Here is a 21902-nt window from a genome sequence, read left to right on the forward strand (position 1 = left end):
TAGCGCTGCGCTATAGCTGAAGATCTTTTTAACGAAAAAATCAAATCATCAAGGGGTGATGATCATTATCACCCCTTGAGCCCCTAAGATTCAGATTCGTCTTGGTCTATTGGCAGACTGACATCAAAAAAAATCAAAAATTTCGCATGGGGCATCAACTGTTTCAGAGCCTGGGAATGGCTCTTGGCATCGGAAAGGTTGCTGAATCGAGCGAAAACTAGTGGTGGCATCGGTGGCAATAGCCGAATCATTACCCATCCGTATAGGCGCTGACTATAGCACATAATATAAGTTGTCTCCTGTAAATGGGGATCAAGAGCCAGCCCGACCCGCTTGAACATGTCCGGGCTGGCTCTTCCGTGGAATTTATTCTCCACACTTTTAGTTTACCACAAAAATTATTATATTATAGCATATTTTGAAAAATTTTGTAACAAACTTGTGAGGGAGTCGGGAGTAGGGAATCGGGAGTCGGGAGCAGGGCTATAATTTTAGATTATATTAAGTTTTTTTGGTCAGGATTTGTGATACAATCTTAATAGATATTAGTAACACAATCTTAATCATCTATAGGGAACCGGTTTCTAATGGGAACTCCCTTGCTTCGGTTTTCTTTAGGGAGTCGTAAGCTATCAGTTATCAGCTATCAGCTTATGGGCTACGCGCACGCGATCGCGTTCAGCTATCAGCTTATGGGCTATGCACATGGTTATTGATAAGTTCTGTAGGGTGCGTTAGGGGCGGTCGCCCTAATTTTCCGCCTCTTCGTGTCTGGTTGTGACAGCCCGCCCCGTAACGCACCACCGGGTCAAACACCATGCATTAAGATGCACCCTCTTAGCTCCAGTAGGGATTTAAAAATAATACTGGTTTATCCTGGTCTAGCAACTAATCACTATAGCACTTCTGATAGTAATTAAAATCTACAAGATTTATTCCCGACTCCCGACTCCCGACTCCCGACTCCCGACTCCCTAATTTATAGCTCACCCAATTAATAACTCCTATAAATGCTAATGAAAGCTCAAACAATTCTAGCAAGATATGCCCAAGGAGAAAGGGATTTCCGAAAGGTAAATCTCAGGGGTCAGTCATTCCAAGGGAGAGACCTTTCAGGGGCAGATTTTAGTGAAGCTGATATTAGAGGAGCTAACTTTAAGAATACTATTCTAACTGGGACTAAGTTCTGTAAAGCTAAGGCTGGATTACCACAATCGTGGTCAATTGTTATTATATTGGTTTCATCGATGATAGCCTTAATACTATCAGCAATTGTATCATTTTATGGTGGGTGTTATGCAGCATTTATTGTTAACTATGTCCAGGGAGCAAACCTAATCTTCGCCTGGATAGCCTTGGTGGCAATAATTGTTTTATTTGTTGTTATCCTTGGTCAAGGTATTCAAACAGTCCAAGCCTTAGTGGTAGGCTTGGTCTTTGCCTTTGCCGTAGCTGTCGCTGTCGCTGGAGCCTTTGGCTTAGCTTTCCCCTTCGCCCTAGCCTTTGCCTTAGGCTTACCCTTCGCCCTAGCCCTAGCCGTAGCTACAACTGGAGCGGGATCGGGAGTCTTGGATGGTGTCTTAGTGGGAGTCTTAGGCTTGTTGGTAGCTGTAGGTGGAGCGGTAGCTGGAGTGTTTGCTGTACAGCAGTCAGCCTTGCCATTTACCAAAACAGGAACCTTGGGCTTCGACCTGGCATCTGCCATAGGTGGAACCTTGGCCTTCCTCTTGGCGTTACTTGGTTCTTACCTGGGCTGGGGTGCTCTCACCGAAGACCCTAAACATGCCTGGATTCGGAGTACTGCGATCGCATTTGCGGCTACAGGGGGTACTAGTTTTTACAACGCTGACCTAACCGATGCTGACTTTACCGGAGCTACCCTCAAAAGTACAGATTTAAGAAAGGCTAATCTTACTGATACTTGTTTGGATAATACTAGTGAACTTGACTTGGCTAGACGAGATCAAACCTAAGCATTCAGCCGTCAGCCGTCAGCCGTCAGCCTTCAGCCTTTAGCTGAAAACAAGCGTAAGTATTCAGTTGGGAGTGCAGAGTCGGGCTATTTGATTACTCCCCCCTTTGATAAGGGGGGTTGGGGGGGATCGATTCCGGATCTGCTTCAGGGTTGAGATCCCCTTCATTACTCCCCCCTTTGATAAGGGGGGTTGGGGGGGATCGATTCCGGATCTGCTTCAGGGTTGAGATCCCCTTCATTACTCCCCCCTTTGATAAGGGGGGTTGGGGGGGATCGATTCCGGATCTGCTTCAGGGTTGAGATCCCCTTCATTACTCCCCCCTTTGATAAGGGGGGTTGGGGGGGATCGATTCCGGATCTGCTTCAGGGTTGAGATCCCCCTAAATCCCCCTTAATAAGGGGGACTTTTCAGACTAATACTAGCGCTATACTTTTAAAGTTTCTTAATTTGCTTCACTCAGAAAATCTGATCTAATATTCAGTGAATATACTGAACCCAGTTTATCATCAAGACTCTCTTCCTTCGGTTTTACCTAGGGATTCTAATCCCTAAGTCAGGGTAAATACATCGATATTAATTAATCAGCAAAAATAATCTAATTATTAATACTTAACTAAAGCTGTCAGCCATCAGCGGTCAGCCGTCAGCCTTCAGTGGTCAGCTTGTTTTATTCAAAAGCTGATAACTAAGAGCTTATAGCTGAATGCTGAATGCTGAATGCTGAATGCTGAATGCTGAATGCTGAATGCTGACCGCTGATAACTGATAGCTGATAGCTGATAAACGACTAATGAAAGCTAATGACGTTATAACCAGATATAAGAATGGACAAAGGGATTTCCGCAGGGAAAATCTCAGAGGTCAGTCATTCCAAGGAAAAGACCTTTCAGGAGCAGATTTTAGTGAAGCTGATATTAGGGGAGCAAACTTTAATAGTGCTATTCTAACCGGAACTAACTTCTGTCAGGCTAAGGCAGGATTACAAAAACGCTGGGTAACTGTTCTTCTGTTAGTTTCCTGGATAGTGTCAGGACTATCAGGAATTGCCTCCTTACTTGGTGGAGCTTTAGTAGCGTCATTCTTTGACTCTAACAGCTTAGATGACCCAGTCTCCGGTTGGATAGCTTTGGTGACTCTAATTATAGTATATAGTGTTATCCTGCGTCAAGGTATCGGCTCAGAAGTCGCCGTCGCTGCCGCTGTAGCCGTTGCTATCGCCATTGCCTTTACCATCGCTATCGCCTTTATAATCGCCATTACTATCGCTGCCGCCTTCGCCTTCGCCTTCACAATCACCATCGCTTTTCCCGTCGCCGTAGCCTTTATAATCGCCGTAGCCTTCGCTATCACCATCATACTCGCCTCCCCTGTCGCCTTCCCTGTCGCAATCACCATCTTTATTACCATCGCCATCGCCATCGCCAGTGACTGGGAATTAGCCAGCGGTGGCTCATGGGTCGTAGCCATAGCTGTGGCATTAGTCTTAGTATTACTTGGTGCTTACCTGGGCTGGCGTGGGCTAAAAGGGAACCCCCGAGATGCCTGGATTCGCACTATTGCTATTGCTTTGGCTGCTACAGGAGGTACCAGTTTTTACAACGCTGACCTAACCGATGCTGATTTTACCGGAGCTACCCTCAAAAGTACAGATTTAAGAAAGGCTACGCTTACTCGTACCTGTTGGCAAAATACTATTAAACTTGACCGAGCTAGACCAGGTAATACTATCTTAGCTGATACGGCTGTCAGACAATTATTGAGAACTGGTTATGGTTATAATAATAATTATAGTAATGCCAATCTCAGAGGGGCAAATTTAAAAGGAGCTAATCTAAATAAGGCTAATTTAAAATGTGCTGATATTAGCGAAGCCACCTTAGAAGAAGCTAATTTAGAATGGGCGATTTTAACTCAAGCTCAATCAATTGGTACTGATTTTACTCATGCTTACTTTACCGGAGCTTGTTTAGAAGCTTGGAATATTGACTCAACAACTACGTTAACTAACGTTGATTGTCAGTATGTGTTTTTACTAGAGAAGCCCAATCCTCAAGGAAGTCGAGAGCGTCGTCCCCATGACCCTGACCGGGTTTTCCAACCAGGGGATTTTGAAAAGCTCTATAAAAAGATTATCAATACGGTGCATATTCTGCTGCGGAATGGTGTTAATCAAGAAGCATTTCGTCAAGCCTTTCAAAAAATAATGGCGGAAAATCCTGCAATTACTAGTGATTCGATTCAAGCCATTGAGAAGAAAGGCAATGATGTTTTACTTACCTTGGAAGTTCCAGAAGCCACAGATAAAGGTAACTTTGAAAAACATTTTTTAGCAGTTTACGAAGCTAGGTTGGAAGCAGCAAAACAAACTGCTCTGCTAGAGGCGGAAAGAAGTCATAATCAGGATATGAAGGAATTTGTTAGAGCCGCTTTTACCAGCAATCAGTCATCCAATCCTATACTTAATTTTACAAATACAGCTAAAGCCAAGAGTGATATGTCAGATAATTCACGTAATTTTAATATAGATAATCTAGATATAGATCAAAGCCAAGCTAATAATCCTAATAATTTTAATGTTTTCAACGACAATGCTAGACAAGTTAACACTACTAATTTTACATCAGAGCAAAAACAAAGCTTAGCCGAAGCAGCAGCAGAAATCCAGCAACTCCTCAACCAACTATCCCAGACTAATCCCACTACAACCAACAAAGAGAAGATGATAGTTGTAGGTGAAGTTATTGACCAAATTGAAACTAACCCAACCTTGAAAGCCAAGGTTATCAATGCCCTGAAAGCAGGAGGAGTAGAAGCCTTCAAGGAAGCTATCGATCATCCTCTGGTGAATATTTTGATGGCAACAATCGAGGGATGGACAGAAGTTTAGGTGTTGCTGATTCTGCGTATGGTTTTGCCCCCCTAGCCCCCCAATTCTGGGGGGAATAAAACTCTCAAAGTCCCCCGAGCGAGGGATTGCTCGCTCGGGGGATTTAGGGGGCTTTAATAAAACCAAATGATTGCGCATTCATTCCTTAATTCAGTTGCGTAGGGTGCGTTAGGGACGGGCTCGCCCCATTTTATTGATAGCCAGTATTTAAAAAGCCCGTCCCGTAACGCACCACCCACAGGTTCTAATTTTATCCGTCGCCAGTGTTTAAAAAGCCCGTCCCGTAACGCACCACCCACAGGTTCTAATTTTCTCGGTCGCCAGTGTTTAAAAAGCCCGTCCCGTAACGCACCACCGGATCAAACAGCTTTAATCAGATGCACCCATATGAAATTAATGTTTAGTAGTAATATCCGAAATGGCGTTGCATCAGTTTTTGAAGGAAAATCAGTAGAGTGGGCATCCTGTCCGCCCGATGTTGAATGAATATCAGTAGAGTGGGCATCCTGTCCGCCCGAAAATAAAGAGGAAACTGGCAAGATGCCAGTTCTACACAAGATGCCAGTTCTACACAAGATGCCAGTTCTACACAAGATGCCCATTCCATTATTAAGCAACGCCGAATTTTTACCCTACTCCAATTCAGTAATCCCACCGATTAAGATGGGAAATATAGCACTACGCATTAAGGTGTTTGACATGCATACAAGCACAAAAAGCTCTTGCCTTTTGCCTTTTGCCTTTTGCCTTTTGCCTTTTGCCTTGCGCGTAGCGCTATAGGAAGCAATTTCTAGAATCTTGTCACAACAACCAACAATGAAAGGACTCTGGCTCGAAAACCAGCAACTGCAACTGCGCACTGACCTACCTGTGCCATCACCACCCTCTGATGAAGCCTTAGTGCGGGTATTGCGTGCGGGGATATGCAACACTGACTTGGAACTAATTCGAGGCTATTACCCCTACAAAGGTATATTAGGTCATGAATTTGTTGGTGTTGTGGAGGATGGACCAGAGAATTTAGTCAACCGGCGGGTGGTGGGAGAAATTAATGCCGCCTGTGGTGAGTGTCGATTTTGTAGAAGTGGACAACCGACTCACTGCCAAAACCGTACTGTCTTAGGTATTGTTAACCGTAACGGAGCCTTTGCTGACTATCTGACCTTGCCGGTAAAAAACTTACATCCCTTACCGGATAATATTTCTAATGATGCCGCCACCTTTACCGAGCCTTTGGCTGCGGCTCTGGAAATTCAGGAACAAGTCAGGGTGCGTCCCGATCACCAGGTGTTAGTAGTGGGAGACGGTAAGCTGGGACAACTGGTGGCACAAACCCTAGCCCTAACCGGCTGCAATTTGCTAGTGATTGGCCGTCATCAAGAGAAATTGGCCAATTTAGAAGCCAGAGGAATAAAGGTAGGTTTTGCCGATGCCATCACTAACGGTCCTTTCGATATCTCAGTGGAGTGTACTGGCAACCCCGACGGATTTGCCCTTGCCCGGGGAGCCTTGCGCCCACGAGGTACCCTGGTACTAAAAAGTACCTACGCTGGCAACCTAACCTTTGATGCATCCTCTCTGGTAGTAGACGAAATTACTCTAATCGGTTCCCGTTGCGGTCCCTTTAAACCAGCGATAGATTTGTTAGCACGAGATAAAGTAAATGTCAACTACCTGATCCAAACTCATTACCCCATTGAAGAAGGGTTAACCGCCTTTAACCATGCCCAGCAGCGGGGAGTATTGAAAATTTTGCTGACCATGGATCAGAACTCTTGAAAGATGAGCAATAGGTGATGGGATGTATAGCAGAAGTCAGAAGTCAGAAGTCAGAAGTCAGAAGTCAAACTCTTGCGCTTACAAAGGGTGTGAGACTTTTGTCATGTCCTAACTGCCCTGGCGACTGCTATCAGCGGTCAGCGGTCAGCTATCAGCGGTCAGCGGTCAATTATCAGCTTATGCCCTACTTTAAATGCTTTTGAATAAAATAAGCTGTTAGCGTAGCGTAAACCAAAAACTGAAGGCTGACGGCTGACGGCTGACGGCTGACGGCTGACAGCTGACCACTGAATACTGTTAATACTTTATATTTAATCCTTAATGACTTACCAACCACAATCCGAATTCGAGAAATCTCTTAATATCCGTGCGATGACCACTAAACAAATTTGGTCGTATGCTACTGGAATGTTAGCGATTTGTATGATTTTTGCCCCAGGCAGATATAAGTTAGCCATACCGATGATTGTGATCGGAGGAGCAGCAAGTAGTACCGCTTTTGTTTGGCACTCTCATAACAAGTCCGATAAAACCCTTCTTCCTAATCAAGTACAACAGATAGAAGAACGCCTCGGTAACATAGAAACTATTGTGGGACGGGATGATTTGGAAGTAAATTTGAAACTTAAACAATTAGAGGAAAAGATATAGTACAGCAGTTTTAAATTGGGTGATGTAAAAATTCTTGGGTTTAAGGGAGCAGGGAGCAGGGAGCAGGGAGCAGGTAAGAGCTAAGAGGTGAAAAATATTGTTTACTTGATAGCTATGATAAACGCTGTATTTGTAAGTTTAGATATAAAGATAATATAGGATTATAATTGAGGATTGTAACAGGCTCGATTATAGTAGATAAGGCTAGATAATTTGTAAAAATATATCCTAATATCCTAATATATAGCGTTGATCATATTCATGAGGTACAGTCAATCTTATTACCTCTAATCCCTGCTCCCTACTCCCTACTCCCTGCTCCCTGCTCCCTTAAAAAAAATACCTCACCCAATCAACAACTGCAATAATAATGCTCAAAACGAAGACTTATGTAACTGCTACACTGTCTACACTACTCCTAGCACTAGTAATTGGATGTAATGGGGCGGATTCCCCTAAGGGCGTATCTCCATCTGCTGATCCAGATGCTTCCAACTCCTCAGAAGCAGAGAATGCACTAAAGGTGATCCAAAAGCCTGATCAACCCCTAACTGTTGCGGAAACGAATCCTATTCCAGGAAGCCAACAGAGTGTTGACCAATACCTAAAAGGATTATCCGCCAAAGGGATGACTAAGACCAATCAAGGGATATGGATCGAATCAGGAGATACCCTGTTAGCTAATCACCAAGGCACTATTCCCTTACCGGCAGCATCCCTTACCAAAGCAGCAACTACCCTAGCCGCTCTTTCTACCCTTGGTCCTGACCACCAATTCATTACCAAATTTAGCGCCACCGGACCGATTGAGAACGGGGTGCTACAGGGAGACCTAGTGGTTGAAGGGTCAGAAGACCCGTTTTTTGTCTGGGAAGAAGCCATAGCAGTAGGCAACCAGTTAAATCAGTTAGGTATCAAGCAAGTAACGGGTAATTTGGTGGTTGTGGGTAAGTTTTATATGAATTTTGAGACCTTACCCCTCAAAGCTGGCACTCTGCTCAAGCAAGGGTTGAATGGTAAGAGTTGGCCACCAGCAGCAGAAACTCAGTATCAGACTTTACCCCCAGGTACCCCTAGACCGGAAATTGCGATCGCAGGCTCTGTGCAAGTGGTAGCTTCACCCCCTGACAATCTACAGCCCCTAGTGCGCCAGTATTCCTTTCCCCTGGCGGAACTGCTGAAGAAAATGAATCGCTACAGTAATAATAAAATGGCCGACATGCTAGCAAATACAGCTGGTGGTGCCAAAGTGGTAGCCCGCAAAGCAGCAGAAGCGGCGGGAGTACCCCCATCAGAAATTAGCTTAATCAATGGCTCTGGTTTAGGTGAAGAAAATCGCATGTCTCCTCGGGCTGTCACTGCTGTATTTCTCGCCATTGAGCGCTATCTTCAGCAATACAACATGACCGTTGCTGATGTATTTGCCATCGTAGGACAAGACAAAGGTATTTTAAATGAACGTCCATTGCCTAACTTAGCAGTAGTTAAATCCGGTAGTTTGAATTATGTGAGTACCTTAGCCGGAGCCTTACCAACTCAAACCTATGGCACTGTTTGGTTTGCTGTCATGAATTCAGGGGGAGACTATACCAAATACCGGACTCAGCAAGAGATGCTGCTAAAAGAATTAGTAACTAAATGGGGAGTGGTGCAATCTGTTCCTTCTGACATTAAACCATCACCCCAGAGGATCGGTAAGACTTCGTTTAGTGAAATTGTGAGGTAGGGAGTAGGGAGTAGGGAGTAGGGAGTAGGGAGTAGGGAGTAGGGAGTAGGGAGTAGGTAAGCAGTTAGCGGTCAGCGGTCATTAGTCAGCGGTCAGTGGTCAGCTTGTTTTATTCAAAAGCTGAACGCGATGGACGTTCGCGTAGCGTCGGCTCTGCCGAGAGTCCCGCTTTCAGCGATCGCGTGCGCGTAGCCCATAAGCTGTTCGCGTAGCGTGGCCAAAGGCCTTTAGCTGATAGCTGATAGCTGATAGCTGATCTCCCGATTCCCGATTCCCGACTCCCGATTCCCGAGGTGTAACTATTAGCTTTTAATCTCATCAAAGCTTATCATACCTTTACAAATATGTTAGTATAGATTTGTAAAGGTTAAGGCTCTATGAAAAAATATGTCACCCCAAAAGAGGCAGCCAAATATTACGGCGTCTCTATTACAACCCTCAGGAGATGGGATAAAGAAGGAAAACTTGACAGTATTAGAACCCAAGGCAATCAGAGAAGGTTCTGTGTTGATGGAGTTGACCCGCAAAGTAAGCCCATTGTCGCTTATGCAAGAGTCTCTACCCACTCCCAACGGGACGACCTCGATCGGCAAGCTGAATTTTTACGGTCAAAATACCCTTTCGCTGAAGTTGTTTCAGAAGTTGGATCGGGACTCAATTTTAAACGGCGAAAGTTCCTCAAAATATTGGAACGAATATACAGCTCTGATATCTCGGCATTTGTCGTCGCCTACCCAGATAGAGCTGTCCGATTTGGATTTCCATTACTTGAGTGGTTATGCCAAAAAAGTGGAGTCAAGCTCGTGGTTCTCAATGAACGCAAACTCTCCCCAGAACAAGAGCTCGTCGAAGATATCCTGTCCATCCTCCACTGTTTCTCTGCTAGGCTTTACGGACTCCGAAAATACCAAAAACAAGTCACGCAAGCGGTACAAGAGAAAACCTCGGAACCAGACGGTGAAGTTGACACCCAACAGTGTCTCAAAGATCAGGGTGTTTCCATCTAAAGAGCTTCACAGGGTCTGGAAGACTTGGCTAAACGCATACAGGTGGATCTACAACTGGTCGATCGCTGCCATCAAAAATGGCTATACTGGCAGTGCTTACGACCTACAGAAACTGGCGAGAAAATCCCTACGGCCAGAATGGGTAAAAACCTTACCAGGGCATCAATTACAAGAAGCTGTTGCTGATGCAGTCGATGCTGTTAAACAAGCCAAAACCAAGGGAGGTTTTGGCAAATTCAAATCCTGTCGGCAAACAAGTCAAGTAATCAAATTCAAAGCTGGAGACTTCAAAAAAGGCTCCTGGTATCCAACTAAAATAAAAGGCTTATCATTCCGTTCACCTCAAGGTTTTCCTGATGAATGTATCTACGGCACTCAACTAGTTTGGATAAAAGGGAAATGGTACGGAATCTTTCCCGAATACATTGAGCCTACTCCCACGTCTAGGGATAAAGTAATAGCTTTAGATCCTGGGATTAGAACTTTCTTGACTGGGTTTGATGGTATTAGTTACATCGAAATAGGTACTGGTGATATTGGTAGAGTCCAAAGGCTTTGTCAACAATTAGATCGGTTAATGAGTCGCATTGACTTAAGCTCTGCCAAACGTCAGAGACGAGCAATGAAAAGAGCTGCCCATCGTTTGCGCCAAAAAATTAAAGACCTGATCAAGGACTGTCACAACAAGTCAGCTTCTTTCCTAATTAACAACTACAAGCTGATCTTTCTACCGACGTTTGAAACATCTCAAATGGTAGTAAAGTCAGCCAGGAAATTAAACAGAAAAACGGCTCGTAATATGCTAACCTGGAGCCACTATAAATTTCGTCAGCATTTGATGCAGATAGCTGATCGGAATGATGTAAAAGTGGTACTGGTTAACGAATCTTATACGAGTAAGACTTGTCCAGAATGTGGTCACATTCACGAAAAATTAGGCGGTAGTAAAAAATTTCAATGCCCGAAATGTGGTTTTTCATTGCCACGGGATTGGAATGGCGCACGGAACATTATGATTCGTGCTCTGTCGGCAACAACCACTAGATTTTCTCCTGGTGCTATACAGGTCATTCCTGCTGATGAGTAGGTTTAGACAGGTTAAATGTTGCACTCCCTGCTGTATCCTGGTTTAGTGTTAACAAAACTCTCATTAACTGAGAAATATAGATGGCAAACCCAACCGCAACCCTAGAAACCTCTTTAGGCACAATTACGGTGGAATTGTTCACCGATGTGATGCCAGAGACAGCCGGTAATTTCATTAAACTAGCCAAGTCTGGTTTCTACGATGGTCTTCATTTCCACCGGGTGATTAATGACTTTATGATTCAGTTTGGCTGTCCCCATAGCAAGGATCCCAATAGTCCTCGCGCGGGTACCGGCAATGGCCCTGATGGCTGCATCCAGGATGAGCACCCGGACAATGCCAAAATTTCCAATCAGCCAGGTACGTTATCTATGGCAAATACCGGTGCTCCCAATAGCGGTAGTTGTCAGTTTTTCATCAATACACGGGATAATTCCTATCTCGATTGGTTTTCTCCAGGCCCCTCGAAGCACCCGGTTTTTGGTAAAGTGACTGAAGGTATGGATGTGGTGAACAAGATTCAAACCACCCCTACTGATCGTGGTGATCGCCCTCAAACTCCGGTTCAAATGGTGAAAGTGACGATTAACGAGTAACGTAAGCTATCAGCTATCAGCGGTCAGCTATCAGCTATCAGCAATCAGCGATAATGTATCAGTTATCAGCTATCAGTGATCAGTGGTCAGCTATCAGTGATCAGTGGTCAGCTATCAGCTTAAGCGCTACGCGCACGCTACTTGAGGTGCTATCAGCTATTGGCCGTAGGCGAAGCTAGACCGAACAGCTTGTGAATAAAATAAGCTGACCACTGACCGCTGACGGCTGACCGCTGACCACTGACCACTGAATGCTGACGGCTGACCGCTGACCACTGACCACTGAATGCTTACGTTTTCTGTTTCCCTAAGATATTCTTAATCAAGCAGAGTTGATATAATTTCACAGTATCACTAGAGGAGCAAATGCTTTACTCGTAGCGTCTACTGGGAATGTTCTAACTTAGGAAAGGGAAAACCCATGAACAGATTACCCTGGCTAGCAGCTACTGCAATCACTACAGCTTCCTGCCTTACCTTAGGCGCTATCAATCCAGCAGCAGCGAATACCTTTGGCAACATCGAAGTTAACTCAAACAATTTTATTGCAGTAGCTGCCCCTTTTGGTTACAACCAGTATCAATTACTAATCATCGAGCAGATTGCAAACTGGCAAGCGTGCTGGCGTGAACGTGGCAGTAACCCAGTTATTGTAGATCCTCTGCTGCTCGACTTTGACTTTACAGGAATTTGTGGGCGCAGTACAGACAGCAACGGCTATTCTATCCGCGTCGATAGTCAAGACTTCGGCCTAGACTATATGCTCAGAGTGGTTAAACGCAATGGAGAATTGGTATTAGTAGGGAGTCACCGCATTGACCGCAATGCCCCAGACATTGAGCTTGGCCGCACCAGAGGTTTGGCTAATGGCTTTCTCAAAATCTTTCTCGATCCCGGTTGGCGATTTACCAAACGTGTCTATCAAGGCAAACAACTAGGTCACATCTATCTTACCTATGGTGCGATCGCTAATACTGTAGCGCCACAGTGGACGAGTAGCCCTCAACCCTCACCACCTACTCCCAGCAGGGAATATATTTTTACCAAACCACAAGCCCAACCCAAGACTAGTGGTGAACGTTTTCCTGGCACTAGCCCTGAAATTCCACCACCTGCACCGGCAGAATCGTCAAATGATGGCATACCAGTGTTTGAGGGGTTCTAATTAATAGGAGATACTAAGTTGACTTGGTTTCGCCCCCCTAACCCCCAGGGCTGTTTCTTGGGTCGGACTAGAATTTCACGGGTAGGGAGATAGGGAGATAGGGAGATTTTTGCTAATATAGGGGTTTTTACCGTAACACAACCCTAATGAGATACACAGGATTGTATCTCTGTTCCCTGTTCCCTATTCCCTGTTCCCTTTGAGCAATTTAGGTATCCCAATCTAAATACTGAACAGCTTTCCATCACGCTGAAATCACTTCAAAATCAGAAATCGTCTCAATCCATACCCGTGCTCCACACTTGAGGGGATCATCTGGACGATACATCACCCGACAGGGGCCATTGACCTCCACCGTATGACCGTAAACATTTTTAGTGCCTCGCTTGACCGTAATCACAGGATTCCGGTCCCCCGTCTTGAGATTGTTGCGAATCACCCTCTGGTTAACATGAATCACTGTCTTAGTGTACTCTGTACGCTTTGACCAGTTCCGTTTTGGTCCGCGAGTGCCAGGGGTGACCACCGGCATACCATCAAACAAAGGAATCACCCAAGTTCTACCCACCTTATAAGCGCCTTTAACTCTGCCTTTGCCCAGAAGGTAACGGACGCGAGTGGCAGAAACACCAAGTAATTCAGCGGCTTGTGCGGTGGAAATCATCATAGGGAGTAAACCATTGCTTTTACGATATTATTACTTTAACACACTTGTTCTGAAAAGGCAAGGATATAGTAAAACTATTGCATTAGCATAATTTAAAGTCATAGGGTCAATTGGGATTAGTGAGATTAATGGGATTAGTGATATAAAAGGGTGCTAACAAAAACTATTGCATTACCGCAATTTAAAGGAGTAATAGGTTTAATGGGTTAAATAGGGTAATAAAGAAAAGAGGGTGCTCAAACAAACTATTGCATTGTCACAATCTCAAGCAATGGGGTCAACTGGGATTAGTGGGATTAGTGACGGTAGTGGGGTAAAATAGTTATCTAAGACTATTGGATTGTCGCAATTCAGTGCTAAGTGGCTCAGTGCTGAGGGTGAGAATAGTGCTAATAGCTGACAGCTGATAAGTAGCTGGACAAAAATGAACCTCGTAGCTGTATTAACTTGTGTAAAGTTACTAAAAGTCCATCTGTTCCCTGCTCCCTGCTCCCTGCTCCCTGTTGCCTGTTGCCTAAAACCAAAAAACTTGTACCTCACCTAATTTAAAACCGCTATATTGCGGTTCTCATAGTAATGAGAATTGCTATCAATAAATCAGGTACTGTGTAATCACTTACGTCCGATTACTTAAACTATAAATTATAAATTTAAAACTACCCATGGTTCCAACAATTACTGCAAAAGAGATTACCTTACGTCAATTAAGACACAGATTCCATCTAGAACGAACTGATGATGAAAATTTTTTCAGAGAATGGCAAGACGATTTACCAGAACTGACGGATTTTGAGAAGCAATTGCTAGGGCAAGTTAAAGAAGAGTATCTGTACTTATCCGAGTCTCCGTTATTGGAAGTGATCTTAAAAATGGTGATAATATCGCCATTACTGAGACTAGCAGGATTTTATCGTCATCCCTTTGAAATCACAGCAGAGAAAGAAGTTAAAATCACCTCCGAAGATGAGGGTATGATTGTTACTGGACGTATTGATATTCTGATTTTTAAACCAGAATTCTGGGTTACTGTAATTGAAGCAAAAGGAACAAAATATGCCTTAGCAGCTGGAATTCCTCAAGTCTTAGCGTATATGTTGGCTAATCCTAATCCAGAGCAACCTGTCCTGGGGTTTATCACCAATGGAAATGAGTTTAAATTCCTAAAGATGACAACTCAAAAGCCACCTAAATATGCTCAATCCTATACATTCGCTCTTGAGAACAAAGATGATTTTTACACTGTTATGAGGATCTTAAAACGTATTAACCAAACCATCCAAAATCCGTAGTCAGCTGTCAGCTGTCAGCTGTCAGCAGTCAGCTGTCAGCCGTCAGCTGTCAGCTTATTTTATTCAAAAGCTGTTCGCACCTTCCTCTTTTATTCAAAAGCACCTCAAGTAGCTTGCCCATTAGCTGATAGCACCTCAAGTAGCACCATCTGTAGCGCATTACCTGATAACTGATAGCTATCAACATCTTGACGGGGTTGTCCAGGATAACTGATCTACTCGCGCCCCTCAGCAAAATGTCCAACTTTTCCTGGATGGTTTAGCTTACTGCTCAGAGGATATCTCCCAAGTTTTTTGATACTGAATTTTGCCCCCCTGACCCCCCAACTTTGGGGGGAACAAGAGTCAATTTGCTTCTAAAAGTCCCCCGAGCGAGGGATTGCTCGCTCGGGGGACCAACGGGGGCTTGGATGTAGCAAATGAGACTTCTCAGACAACCTCTCAGAAGCAGTTTCTGTACCATGGGCGTAGCGTATTAGCTGACTGCTTACATTTCCTGGAAAGGACTTTACCTTTTTCGCAAAAAGCATTATTATCGAAACGAGGGAGTTTGAGGGAACTATAAAACCCCGTCGGACATGACGAGTGTTAGCTGACGAACACGATGTCATAGGGCGGGGATACATGGACTCCCTCAAGCCAATTGAGGGGTTAGATGCCCCGATAATTGGCAAATTTCTTAAATATTTACACAACATTATAGCCCATGTAAGCTATAATTTGGCCATGCTAACCATGACCTACGAGTACAAACTAGAACCAACTGCCGAACAGATTGAATCTATCGAGCAAACCCTAGATATTTGTCGTTCTGTCTGGAATTTTGCCCTTAGGCAGCGTAAAGATTGGTGTGCATCTCGTAAGTCACCTATTAATGCTTGTTCGATTCAATCCGAGTACATCATTTCTGCCGACGAACCATTTCCGAATTACCATAAGCAAGCCAAGCAATTAACTCAAGCCAAGAAACTCTATCCTCATCTGAAAACAGTTCACTCTCAAGTACTACAACAAACCCTAAGAACTTTAGATAGAGCTTGGGACGATATGAAAGCCAGAGGTTTTGGTTGGCCTCGCTTTAAGAATAAGTATCGGATGCGGTCGTTTGTCTTTCCACAGTTAGGAAAAGACCCAATTAGAGATGATGGGATTAAGTTCCCAAAACTGGGATGGGTGAAATGGCGACAGTCAAGGCCTATTCCCTTTGGGTTTCAAGTCAAGCAAGCGAGGATAGTTAGAAAAGCATCTGGTTATTTTGTGATGCTGTCACTACAGCTAAATGTCAATGTCTCTAGTCCCATGCCTCACGGTCATCCTAGAGGTTTGGACTTGGGGTTTGACACGGACGGCTTTAATTTCCGAGGCAACCTCGGAAATCGCGTCCTCAAGTTTGTAGCTACCAGTGATGGTGAAGAGATTAAGCGACCTCGATTTCTGATCACCCTACAGCGCAAGCTGAAATTGCTGCAACGTAGGCTAAAGAATAAGCAAAAAGGGTCAAATAATAGATACAAGCTAAACCAGAAAATAGCTAGACTACATCAGCGCATATCTGACACTCGTAAAGATTGGCACTTTAAACTAGCTCATCATTTGTGTGATGGTGCTGGCATGATATTTGTTGTTGGCGAAGCCTGTCCGAAGGCACACACTGGCAAAAAAACTCTAGATATTCGCTTTCACCACTGCGATGAGTGTGGATACAGAACCACAAGAGATGTAGCAGCTAGTCAGGTTCTTAGAAATAGAGGGTTAAATGCCGTCGGGCAGACGGTAGTAGAAAATGTCTGTGGACTGGAAGCGACGGGGAGTATCGGTCACGATACTCTAGTTGGCACGGGTCGAAGCAGAAAACCTAATTCGCGAGAGTTAGGAATCCCCTCCCTCAAAGTGACTGAGCATAGGGAAGTTGCTTAGGGAGGGGAGGATGTCAATGATCAGGTGCGACAGCTGTATACCAACTATGGTATCTTCACCATAGTGGTAATTTAGGTAAGGGTAACTGACGCTATGTAGCTGATACTGTGACTGTTATCAATAACTTATAGGTTATTAACAAGCACGGTTAATTGCCTAGCAACATCTAGCGCAATCCACTAGTGAAACCAGCAACTAGTTTGGTAAAACTACCTAGGGAGTCTAGTTAACTAATGGGATAAACCTATTAGAAACTAAGAGCAGTGACATGAAGTATCCGGAATATCCATAAAAACCAATAGATTGACAGCCGGGACTTGCATGAAAAAAAATACCAATTAAAGTAGGGTGGGGAACCTAATTTAATCTATAAAACTGAAAACCAACTTTTTTGCCTATCCGACAAGCTAAAACCTGGTATTTTATTTTTTTGCTACTCCCTAATCATTTGGAGTTGAGATAAGCAGCTTTCCCCAAATCAAAAAAGAATGGAAAAATTATATAGTGTACACCCTAAGTACCTCGAAACAGTCAAATTAGTTTGGAAGCGTAAGCGTCGGGGAAGAGATATAGACCTAGCTAATGAATTAGATTTAGACTTGCCCATTGTTAATCTTTTTCTGATCGGAAAGCCCATTAAAGGTCTTTTCTTTGTAGAAATTTGTCAAGCATTGCAGTTAAACTGGCGAGAAATCGCTGGTTTAGATTTACTGGAAACTCCAGTGAAATCCTCAGAGATTGAAGTAGATACTAGTGAAGTAGATACCGTCGATACCAGTGATGGGATTGGCCCTAGGCCAAGCTACGCGAACGCAAAACCAAAGCCTATCGAAGAGGTGAACACCGTTGATGACGCTTTAGGGGAGTTAGTGGACACCCTCAAAGAAATGTTACGTCGCCTGACCCGAAAAGCTGGAAATATACTAAAAGCAGACCGCACCAGTATTTTTTTACTGGATGAGCACAGTAACATCCTCGGTTCCATTGACGCTGATGACGGGAAAGGTGGCTCCCTAGTCATTGATATTCCAGCAGATAAAGGAATTGCTGGTGCAGCTGCTACCTCCTTAAGTATTATTAATGTTCCCTTTGATGTCTATGACGACCCACGCTCTGAAGAAGCGAAAAGAATCGACAAAATTACCGGTTACCGAACCTATACTATGGTAGCTTGGCCCGTGTTGAATCAGCAAAAAAATTTAATTGCTGTGGTACAATTAATTAATAAGTTAAAACCCAATAGTAATCCAAACGATAACTTGTCTGAAAGAATTGATCTAAAGGGGTTTACCAAAAAAGATGAAGAATTGTTGGCTCAATTTACTCCTTCAATTTTGAAAAATTTAGAACGATGTCAGTTATGTTTTCAACTAGCCCGTAAACTTTGGTTAAAGTCAGAAAGTAACTCAGAGATTATCGATCCCTATAATCAAAAAATGATTACTGAACTCCAGGAGAAAGAAAAACAGGTGCGCAAGAGCCTAAAAAAACTAACCAAACTCAACTTATATTAAGTGTTAATTTTTATTGTTAAATTTCAATATTTTATAGTTTAAATTTTAAATGTTAACGTTTTAGGCAAGCTAGGATATATTTTGCCTAATAACTCCAGTACAATCAGATTTAACAAACTTTTCATGTTGACCGGAGTAGAACACAATGCCAGTAGCAGTTGGAACTATTGAGACCCTAGGTTTTCCAGGGGTACTAGCCGCAGCAGACGCCATGGTCAAAGCAGGGGCAGTCACACTGGTATCCTATGATAAATCTGAGAAAGGTCGGTTTATGGTGAGCGTCCGTGGTAAAATTTCAGAGGTAAACGTCGCGGTAGCAGCTGGGCTAGAAGCCGTAGAGAAAACCTATGGTGCGGAGGTGACAGCTCACTATATCATTCCTAACCCTAATGAAAATGTGGACACAGTGCTGCCCATCCACTACACCAGCAAAGTCGAAGAGTTCCGAACATTTTAAACTAATACACTTAATCAGTATTAAGGTAAGCATTCAGCCGTCAGCGGTCAGCCGTCAGCTTTCCATAACTCAGATTAAAATTTTGCTTACTTGTTTGATTCAAAAGTTCCCTAGCGTCCTAATTGCCCATAAGCACATCAAGTGGCACCATCTGTAGCGCATTAGCTGATAGCTGATACGCGACACGCTGATAGCTGATAGCTTACGTATTAAGCCGAATCGGTAGCGAAGATTCGTACAATAGTTCCTGAGTTTCAAATAATTCAACAGATTAAGGAGTTTGGCTATGTCCACAGTGGCGGTTGGATCTCTCGAAACCAAAGGCTTTCCTGGTATACTCGCAGCAGCAGATGCTATGGTTAAAGCCGGTAGGGTTACCTTAGTAGGCTACATCAGAGTTGGTAGCGCCCGCTTCAATATCAATATTCGGGGGGATGTTTCGGAAGTAAAAACAGCTATGGATGCCGGTATTGCAGCCGTCGAAAAAGCCCATGGCGCTACCCTGGAATCCTGGGTGATCATTCCTCGTCCCCATGAAAACGTCGAGTGTGTTCTGCCCATTGCCTATACTGAAGCCGTTGAACAGTACCGAGAAGCTGTGGAAAATCCCATCATCGGGCGGGGGAACGGTTTTTCTCGTTAAGCTTTTTGGTTTTAGCTAAGCCCGCACCAAGCCCAGGTCTGACCCGATAGGAGAGCGGTTGTTGAATGCGGGTTGAAGCTACATTTGTGTTAGAACCGGGTTCGGTTAACTATGTCAATCATCATGCTACTAATCCTGATGGTTGCACTTCCACAGCAAGCACTGGCAAATCAACCCGCACTTTCTGAGCTTGGGGCTGTGCTGCTTGCTCTAATACTTCTACCTCAATATTAACTGCCACTAGATAAGAACCAGTTTGATCTGCCACAGCTTGGGCAATCAAACCAGCAAAGTCTGGCCGTTCTGCGGTAATGGGATCTCTTAACGTACACTGCTCCCATTGGTACTCGGCATTGGGATTGATGCTCAGTATATAGTGCTTCTTCATGGGGAAAAACCTTGATTAGGGGTTTATATCAGATCAGCTGACCGTCAACTCACTCTCTTTATTATAGTACAAATATACTATTTTAGTCCTGGTCAGTAATCAATCCTATGGTGGTTTGCTGCCATTGAGTCTGCTGTCTCCTGAAAAAACTAGCCAATTTCCGACATCGAACTGAGTTCCTGATCACCCGTTGATGGTAGAAATCTGTAAACTATCTTAAATCTCAGCCAGTTTAATCAGAATTTTGATAAAGGTTTCCCATCCGGTGGCACTTTCTCCAACACGTTAAACTAATCAAAGCTAAACTAAAAAACGTTAACGAAAACACAAAACCTGATGATTGCAACTGCTACTCGGATTAAACACGAAGTTAAAGACCTGTCTCTGGCACCAAAAGGAAAACAGCGGATTGAATGGGCTGGACGGGAGATGCCAGTGCTCAAGCAAATTCGAGACCGCTTTGCCCAAGAAAAGCCTTTGGAAGGAATTCGTTTAGTTGCTTGCTGTCACGTAACCACCGAAACTGCCCATTTAGCGATCGCACTCAAGGCTGCTGGTGCTGATGCTGTCCTGATTGCCAGCAACCCTCTGTCAACCCAAGATGATGCAGCGGCTAGCTTAGTGGTTGATCATGAGATTTCTGTATTTGCCATCAAAGGGGAAGATAACGAAACCTATCACCGCCACGTTGAAATTGCCCTGGATCACAAACCAAACATTATAATCGATGATGGTAGCGATGTTACCGCCACTCTGGTAAAAGAGCGCCAACACCAGCTCGGTGATATCATTGGCACCACCGAAGAAACCACCACTGGCATTGTCCGTCTGCGGGCTATGTTCAATGACGGGGTGTTGACATTCCCGGCAATGAATGTTAATGATGCTGACACCAAACACTTCTTTGACAATCGCTACGGTACTGGTCAATCTACCCTTGATGGTATTATCCGCGCCACCAACGTGTTGCTAGCTGGTAAAAACGTGGTTGTGGTCGGTTATGGCTGGTGTGGCAAAGGCGCAGCACTTCGAGCCCGGGGACTGGGAGCCAATGTCATTGTTACTGAAATTGACCCCACTAAAGCCATTGAAGCTGTAATGGATGGCTTCCGGGTAATGCCGATGGCAGAAGCTGCTCCCTTAGGTGACTTGTTTATCACAGTTACTGGGAACAAGCACGTGATTCGCCCTGAGCATTTCGAGGTGATGAAAGATGGAGCAATGGTGTGCAACTCTGGTCACTTCGATATTGAAATTGACCTCAAGTCCTTAGGGGAAATGGCAACAGAAGTCAAAGAAGTACGGAACTTTACCCAAGAGTACTGTTTGAAAAATGGTAAATCCGTTGTGGTACTGGGTGAAGGACGCCTGATTAACCTGGCAGCAGCTGAAGGTCATCCCAGTGCGGTGATGGACATGAGCTTTGCTAACCAAGCTTTGGCCTGTGAATACCTAGTCAAGAACAAAGGATCCATTGAACCAGGTTTACACTCCATCCCTGAAGCAGTGGATAAGGAAATTGCCCGGTTGAAGTTACAAGCAATGGGCATTAACATTGACACCCTAACCCCAGAGCAAATCGAGTACATGAACTCTTGGACTTCTGGTACCTAAAACGAGGGTAATCCGTTGACGATACCGGTTCAATAATCCTAATCTCCCTTCTCGGGTAATGGGTTATGGGTAACAGGTAATTGGTCATCGGTCATGGGTAATTGGTAGTTGACTATTCCCGACTATCGATTACCCTGACCCAAGAATTCAGTAACTATTTGGGAAGTGATTAAGCCGACTTGAGATTATTGCTCCCTTTGCATAAAATAGCCAAATAATACCAATACCTTTGATGGTAACTTGGGATTAAATATATAGATACCTAAGATCGATATCTGAGTTGGATATAAAGTAATTACTCAGAATTAGCAATTAGGCGGTAAAATAAGGTGTGGGATTAGCTGCAACCCTTTTAAAAACAGGACTTGGCAGAAACTGGGGAGCCAACTATACCTATAAAACTATACCTATAGGGTGGAGTGACTGCGTCAGTCCTGAAGAAGAATAGAAAGTAGGCAAATACCACTTGTGAAAGCCAATTATCGATGATTTTTCGAGATTATGGATGATTTTTCTAAATGGGTTAACTATCTAGGTTA

Annotated in this window: 20 protein-coding genes; 15 read left to right on the top strand and 5 right to left on the bottom strand. The window is 44.0% G+C overall.

Annotated elements, in window-relative coordinates; genetic code table 11:
* Nucleotides 1–83 precede the first annotated feature (83 nt).
* Entirely contained in the window at nt 84–284 is a 201-nt protein-coding gene (locus tag F6K63_RS27715) for a hypothetical protein (protein ID WP_287313675.1), read from the bottom strand.
* A 732-nt stretch (nt 285–1016) separates the two neighbouring features.
* Here F6K63_RS27715 and F6K63_RS27720 point away from each other — a divergent pair.
* The gene (locus F6K63_RS27720; protein ID WP_287250867.1) at nt 1017–1973 is read left to right on the top strand and encodes a pentapeptide repeat-containing protein; all 957 of its coding nucleotides are present in this window, start codon (nt 1017–1019) and stop codon (nt 1971–1973) included.
* A 793-nt stretch (nt 1974–2766) separates the two neighbouring features.
* A complete protein-coding gene (locus tag F6K63_RS27725) occupies nt 2767–4863 on the top strand; it encodes a pentapeptide repeat-containing protein (protein ID WP_287313677.1) in 2097 nt (698 codons plus the stop codon).
* 400 nt (nt 4864–5263) lie between these two features.
* Here F6K63_RS27725 and F6K63_RS27730 read toward each other — a convergent pair whose 3' ends face one another.
* Complete coding sequence (locus F6K63_RS27730) at nt 5264–5518, bottom strand: hypothetical protein (protein WP_287313679.1); 255 nt, start codon at nt 5516–5518, stop codon at nt 5264–5266.
* Nucleotides 5519–5679: 161 nt separating this feature from the next.
* On the opposite strand from F6K63_RS27730, the gene F6K63_RS27735 reads away from it, so the two are divergent.
* The 3 genes from F6K63_RS27735 (at nt 5680) to F6K63_RS27745 (ending at nt 9019) form a co-directional block, all read left to right on the top strand.
* Entirely contained in the window at nt 5680–6642 is a 963-nt protein-coding gene (locus tag F6K63_RS27735) for an MDR/zinc-dependent alcohol dehydrogenase-like family protein (protein WP_287313699.1), read from the top strand.
* 321 nt (nt 6643–6963) lie between these two features.
* Nucleotides 6964–7293, top strand: coding sequence for a hypothetical protein (locus F6K63_RS27740; protein WP_287313681.1), 330 nt, complete (start codon nt 6964–6966; stop codon nt 7291–7293).
* 370 nt (nt 7294–7663) lie between these two features.
* Nucleotides 7664–9019: a D-alanyl-D-alanine carboxypeptidase gene (locus tag F6K63_RS27745; protein ID WP_287313683.1), complete on the top strand. Its 1356-nt coding sequence runs from the start codon at nt 7664–7666 to the stop codon at nt 9017–9019.
* A gap of 109 nt (nt 9020–9128) precedes the next feature.
* Here the strand turns inward: F6K63_RS27745 and F6K63_RS27750 are convergent, their stop codons facing one another.
* Nucleotides 9129–9338 carry a hypothetical protein gene (locus F6K63_RS27750; protein WP_287313685.1) on the bottom strand — a complete coding sequence of 70 codons (210 nt, stop codon included), beginning with the start codon at nt 9336–9338 and terminating at the stop codon, nt 9129–9131.
* Nucleotides 9339–9396: 58 nt separating this feature from the next.
* On the opposite strand from F6K63_RS27750, the gene F6K63_RS27755 reads away from it, so the two are divergent.
* The 4 genes from F6K63_RS27755 (at nt 9397) to F6K63_RS27770 (ending at nt 12874) form a co-directional block, all read left to right on the top strand.
* Nucleotides 9397–10026 (top strand): IS607 family transposase, encoded by a 630-nt coding sequence (locus tag F6K63_RS27755; RefSeq protein WP_287313687.1) that lies wholly within the window; start codon nt 9397–9399, stop codon nt 10024–10026.
* A complete protein-coding gene (locus F6K63_RS27760) occupies nt 10013–11113 on the top strand; it encodes an RNA-guided endonuclease InsQ/TnpB family protein (protein WP_287313689.1) in 1101 nt (366 codons plus the stop codon). The genes F6K63_RS27755 and F6K63_RS27760 overlap by 14 nt, the downstream gene beginning before the upstream one ends.
* Before the next feature lie 80 nt (nt 11114–11193).
* Nucleotides 11194–11709: a peptidylprolyl isomerase gene (locus tag F6K63_RS27765; protein WP_287313691.1), complete on the top strand. Its 516-nt coding sequence runs from the start codon at nt 11194–11196 to the stop codon at nt 11707–11709.
* Between the two features lie 421 nt (nt 11710–12130).
* Nucleotides 12131–12874, top strand: coding sequence for a DUF3747 domain-containing protein (locus F6K63_RS27770; protein WP_287253469.1), 744 nt, complete (start codon nt 12131–12133; stop codon nt 12872–12874).
* A 244-nt stretch (nt 12875–13118) separates the two neighbouring features.
* Here F6K63_RS27770 and F6K63_RS27775 read toward each other — a convergent pair whose 3' ends face one another.
* The gene (locus F6K63_RS27775; protein WP_008181378.1) at nt 13119–13541 is read right to left on the bottom strand and encodes a helix-turn-helix domain-containing protein; all 423 of its coding nucleotides are present in this window, start codon (nt 13539–13541) and stop codon (nt 13119–13121) included.
* A 662-nt stretch (nt 13542–14203) separates the two neighbouring features.
* Between F6K63_RS27775 and F6K63_RS27780 the strand changes: the two genes are divergently transcribed.
* The 5 genes from F6K63_RS27780 to F6K63_RS27800 all read left to right on the top strand — a co-directional run bounded on the left by F6K63_RS27780 (nt 14204) and on the right by F6K63_RS27800 (nt 19361).
* Entirely contained in the window at nt 14204–14830 is a 627-nt protein-coding gene (locus tag F6K63_RS27780) for a type I restriction endonuclease (RefSeq protein ID WP_008181380.1), read from the top strand.
* A gap of 726 nt (nt 14831–15556) precedes the next feature.
* Entirely contained in the window at nt 15557–16747 is a 1191-nt protein-coding gene (locus tag F6K63_RS27785; protein ID WP_044492492.1) for an RNA-guided endonuclease InsQ/TnpB family protein, read from the top strand.
* 488 nt (nt 16748–17235) lie between these two features.
* The gene (locus F6K63_RS27790; RefSeq protein ID WP_008181382.1) at nt 17236–18261 is read left to right on the top strand and encodes a GAF domain-containing protein; all 1026 of its coding nucleotides are present in this window, start codon (nt 17236–17238) and stop codon (nt 18259–18261) included.
* 145 nt (nt 18262–18406) lie between these two features.
* Complete coding sequence (locus F6K63_RS27795) at nt 18407–18718, top strand: carbon dioxide-concentrating mechanism protein CcmK (protein WP_008181383.1); 312 nt, start codon at nt 18407–18409, stop codon at nt 18716–18718.
* A 286-nt stretch (nt 18719–19004) separates the two neighbouring features.
* On the top strand, nt 19005–19361 hold the full coding sequence (locus F6K63_RS27800; protein ID WP_008181384.1) for a carbon dioxide-concentrating mechanism protein CcmK: 357 nt from the start codon (nt 19005–19007) through the stop codon (nt 19359–19361).
* A gap of 121 nt (nt 19362–19482) precedes the next feature.
* On the opposite strand, the gene F6K63_RS27805 is transcribed toward F6K63_RS27800, so the two are convergent.
* Complete coding sequence (locus tag F6K63_RS27805; protein ID WP_008181385.1) at nt 19483–19749, bottom strand: hypothetical protein; 267 nt, start codon at nt 19747–19749, stop codon at nt 19483–19485.
* 336 nt (nt 19750–20085) lie between these two features.
* Here F6K63_RS27805 and ahcY point away from each other — a divergent pair, with 336 nt between their 5' ends.
* Entirely contained in the window at nt 20086–21363 is a 1278-nt protein-coding gene (ahcY, locus tag F6K63_RS27810; protein WP_008181386.1) for an adenosylhomocysteinase, read from the top strand.
* Nucleotides 21364–21902: the final 539 nt, after the last annotated feature.

Origin of the sequence: Moorena sp. SIO1G6, from assembly GCF_010672795.1 — a bacterium.
GTDB classification, from domain to species: domain Bacteria; phylum Cyanobacteriota; class Cyanobacteriia; order Cyanobacteriales; family Coleofasciculaceae; genus Moorena; species Moorena producens.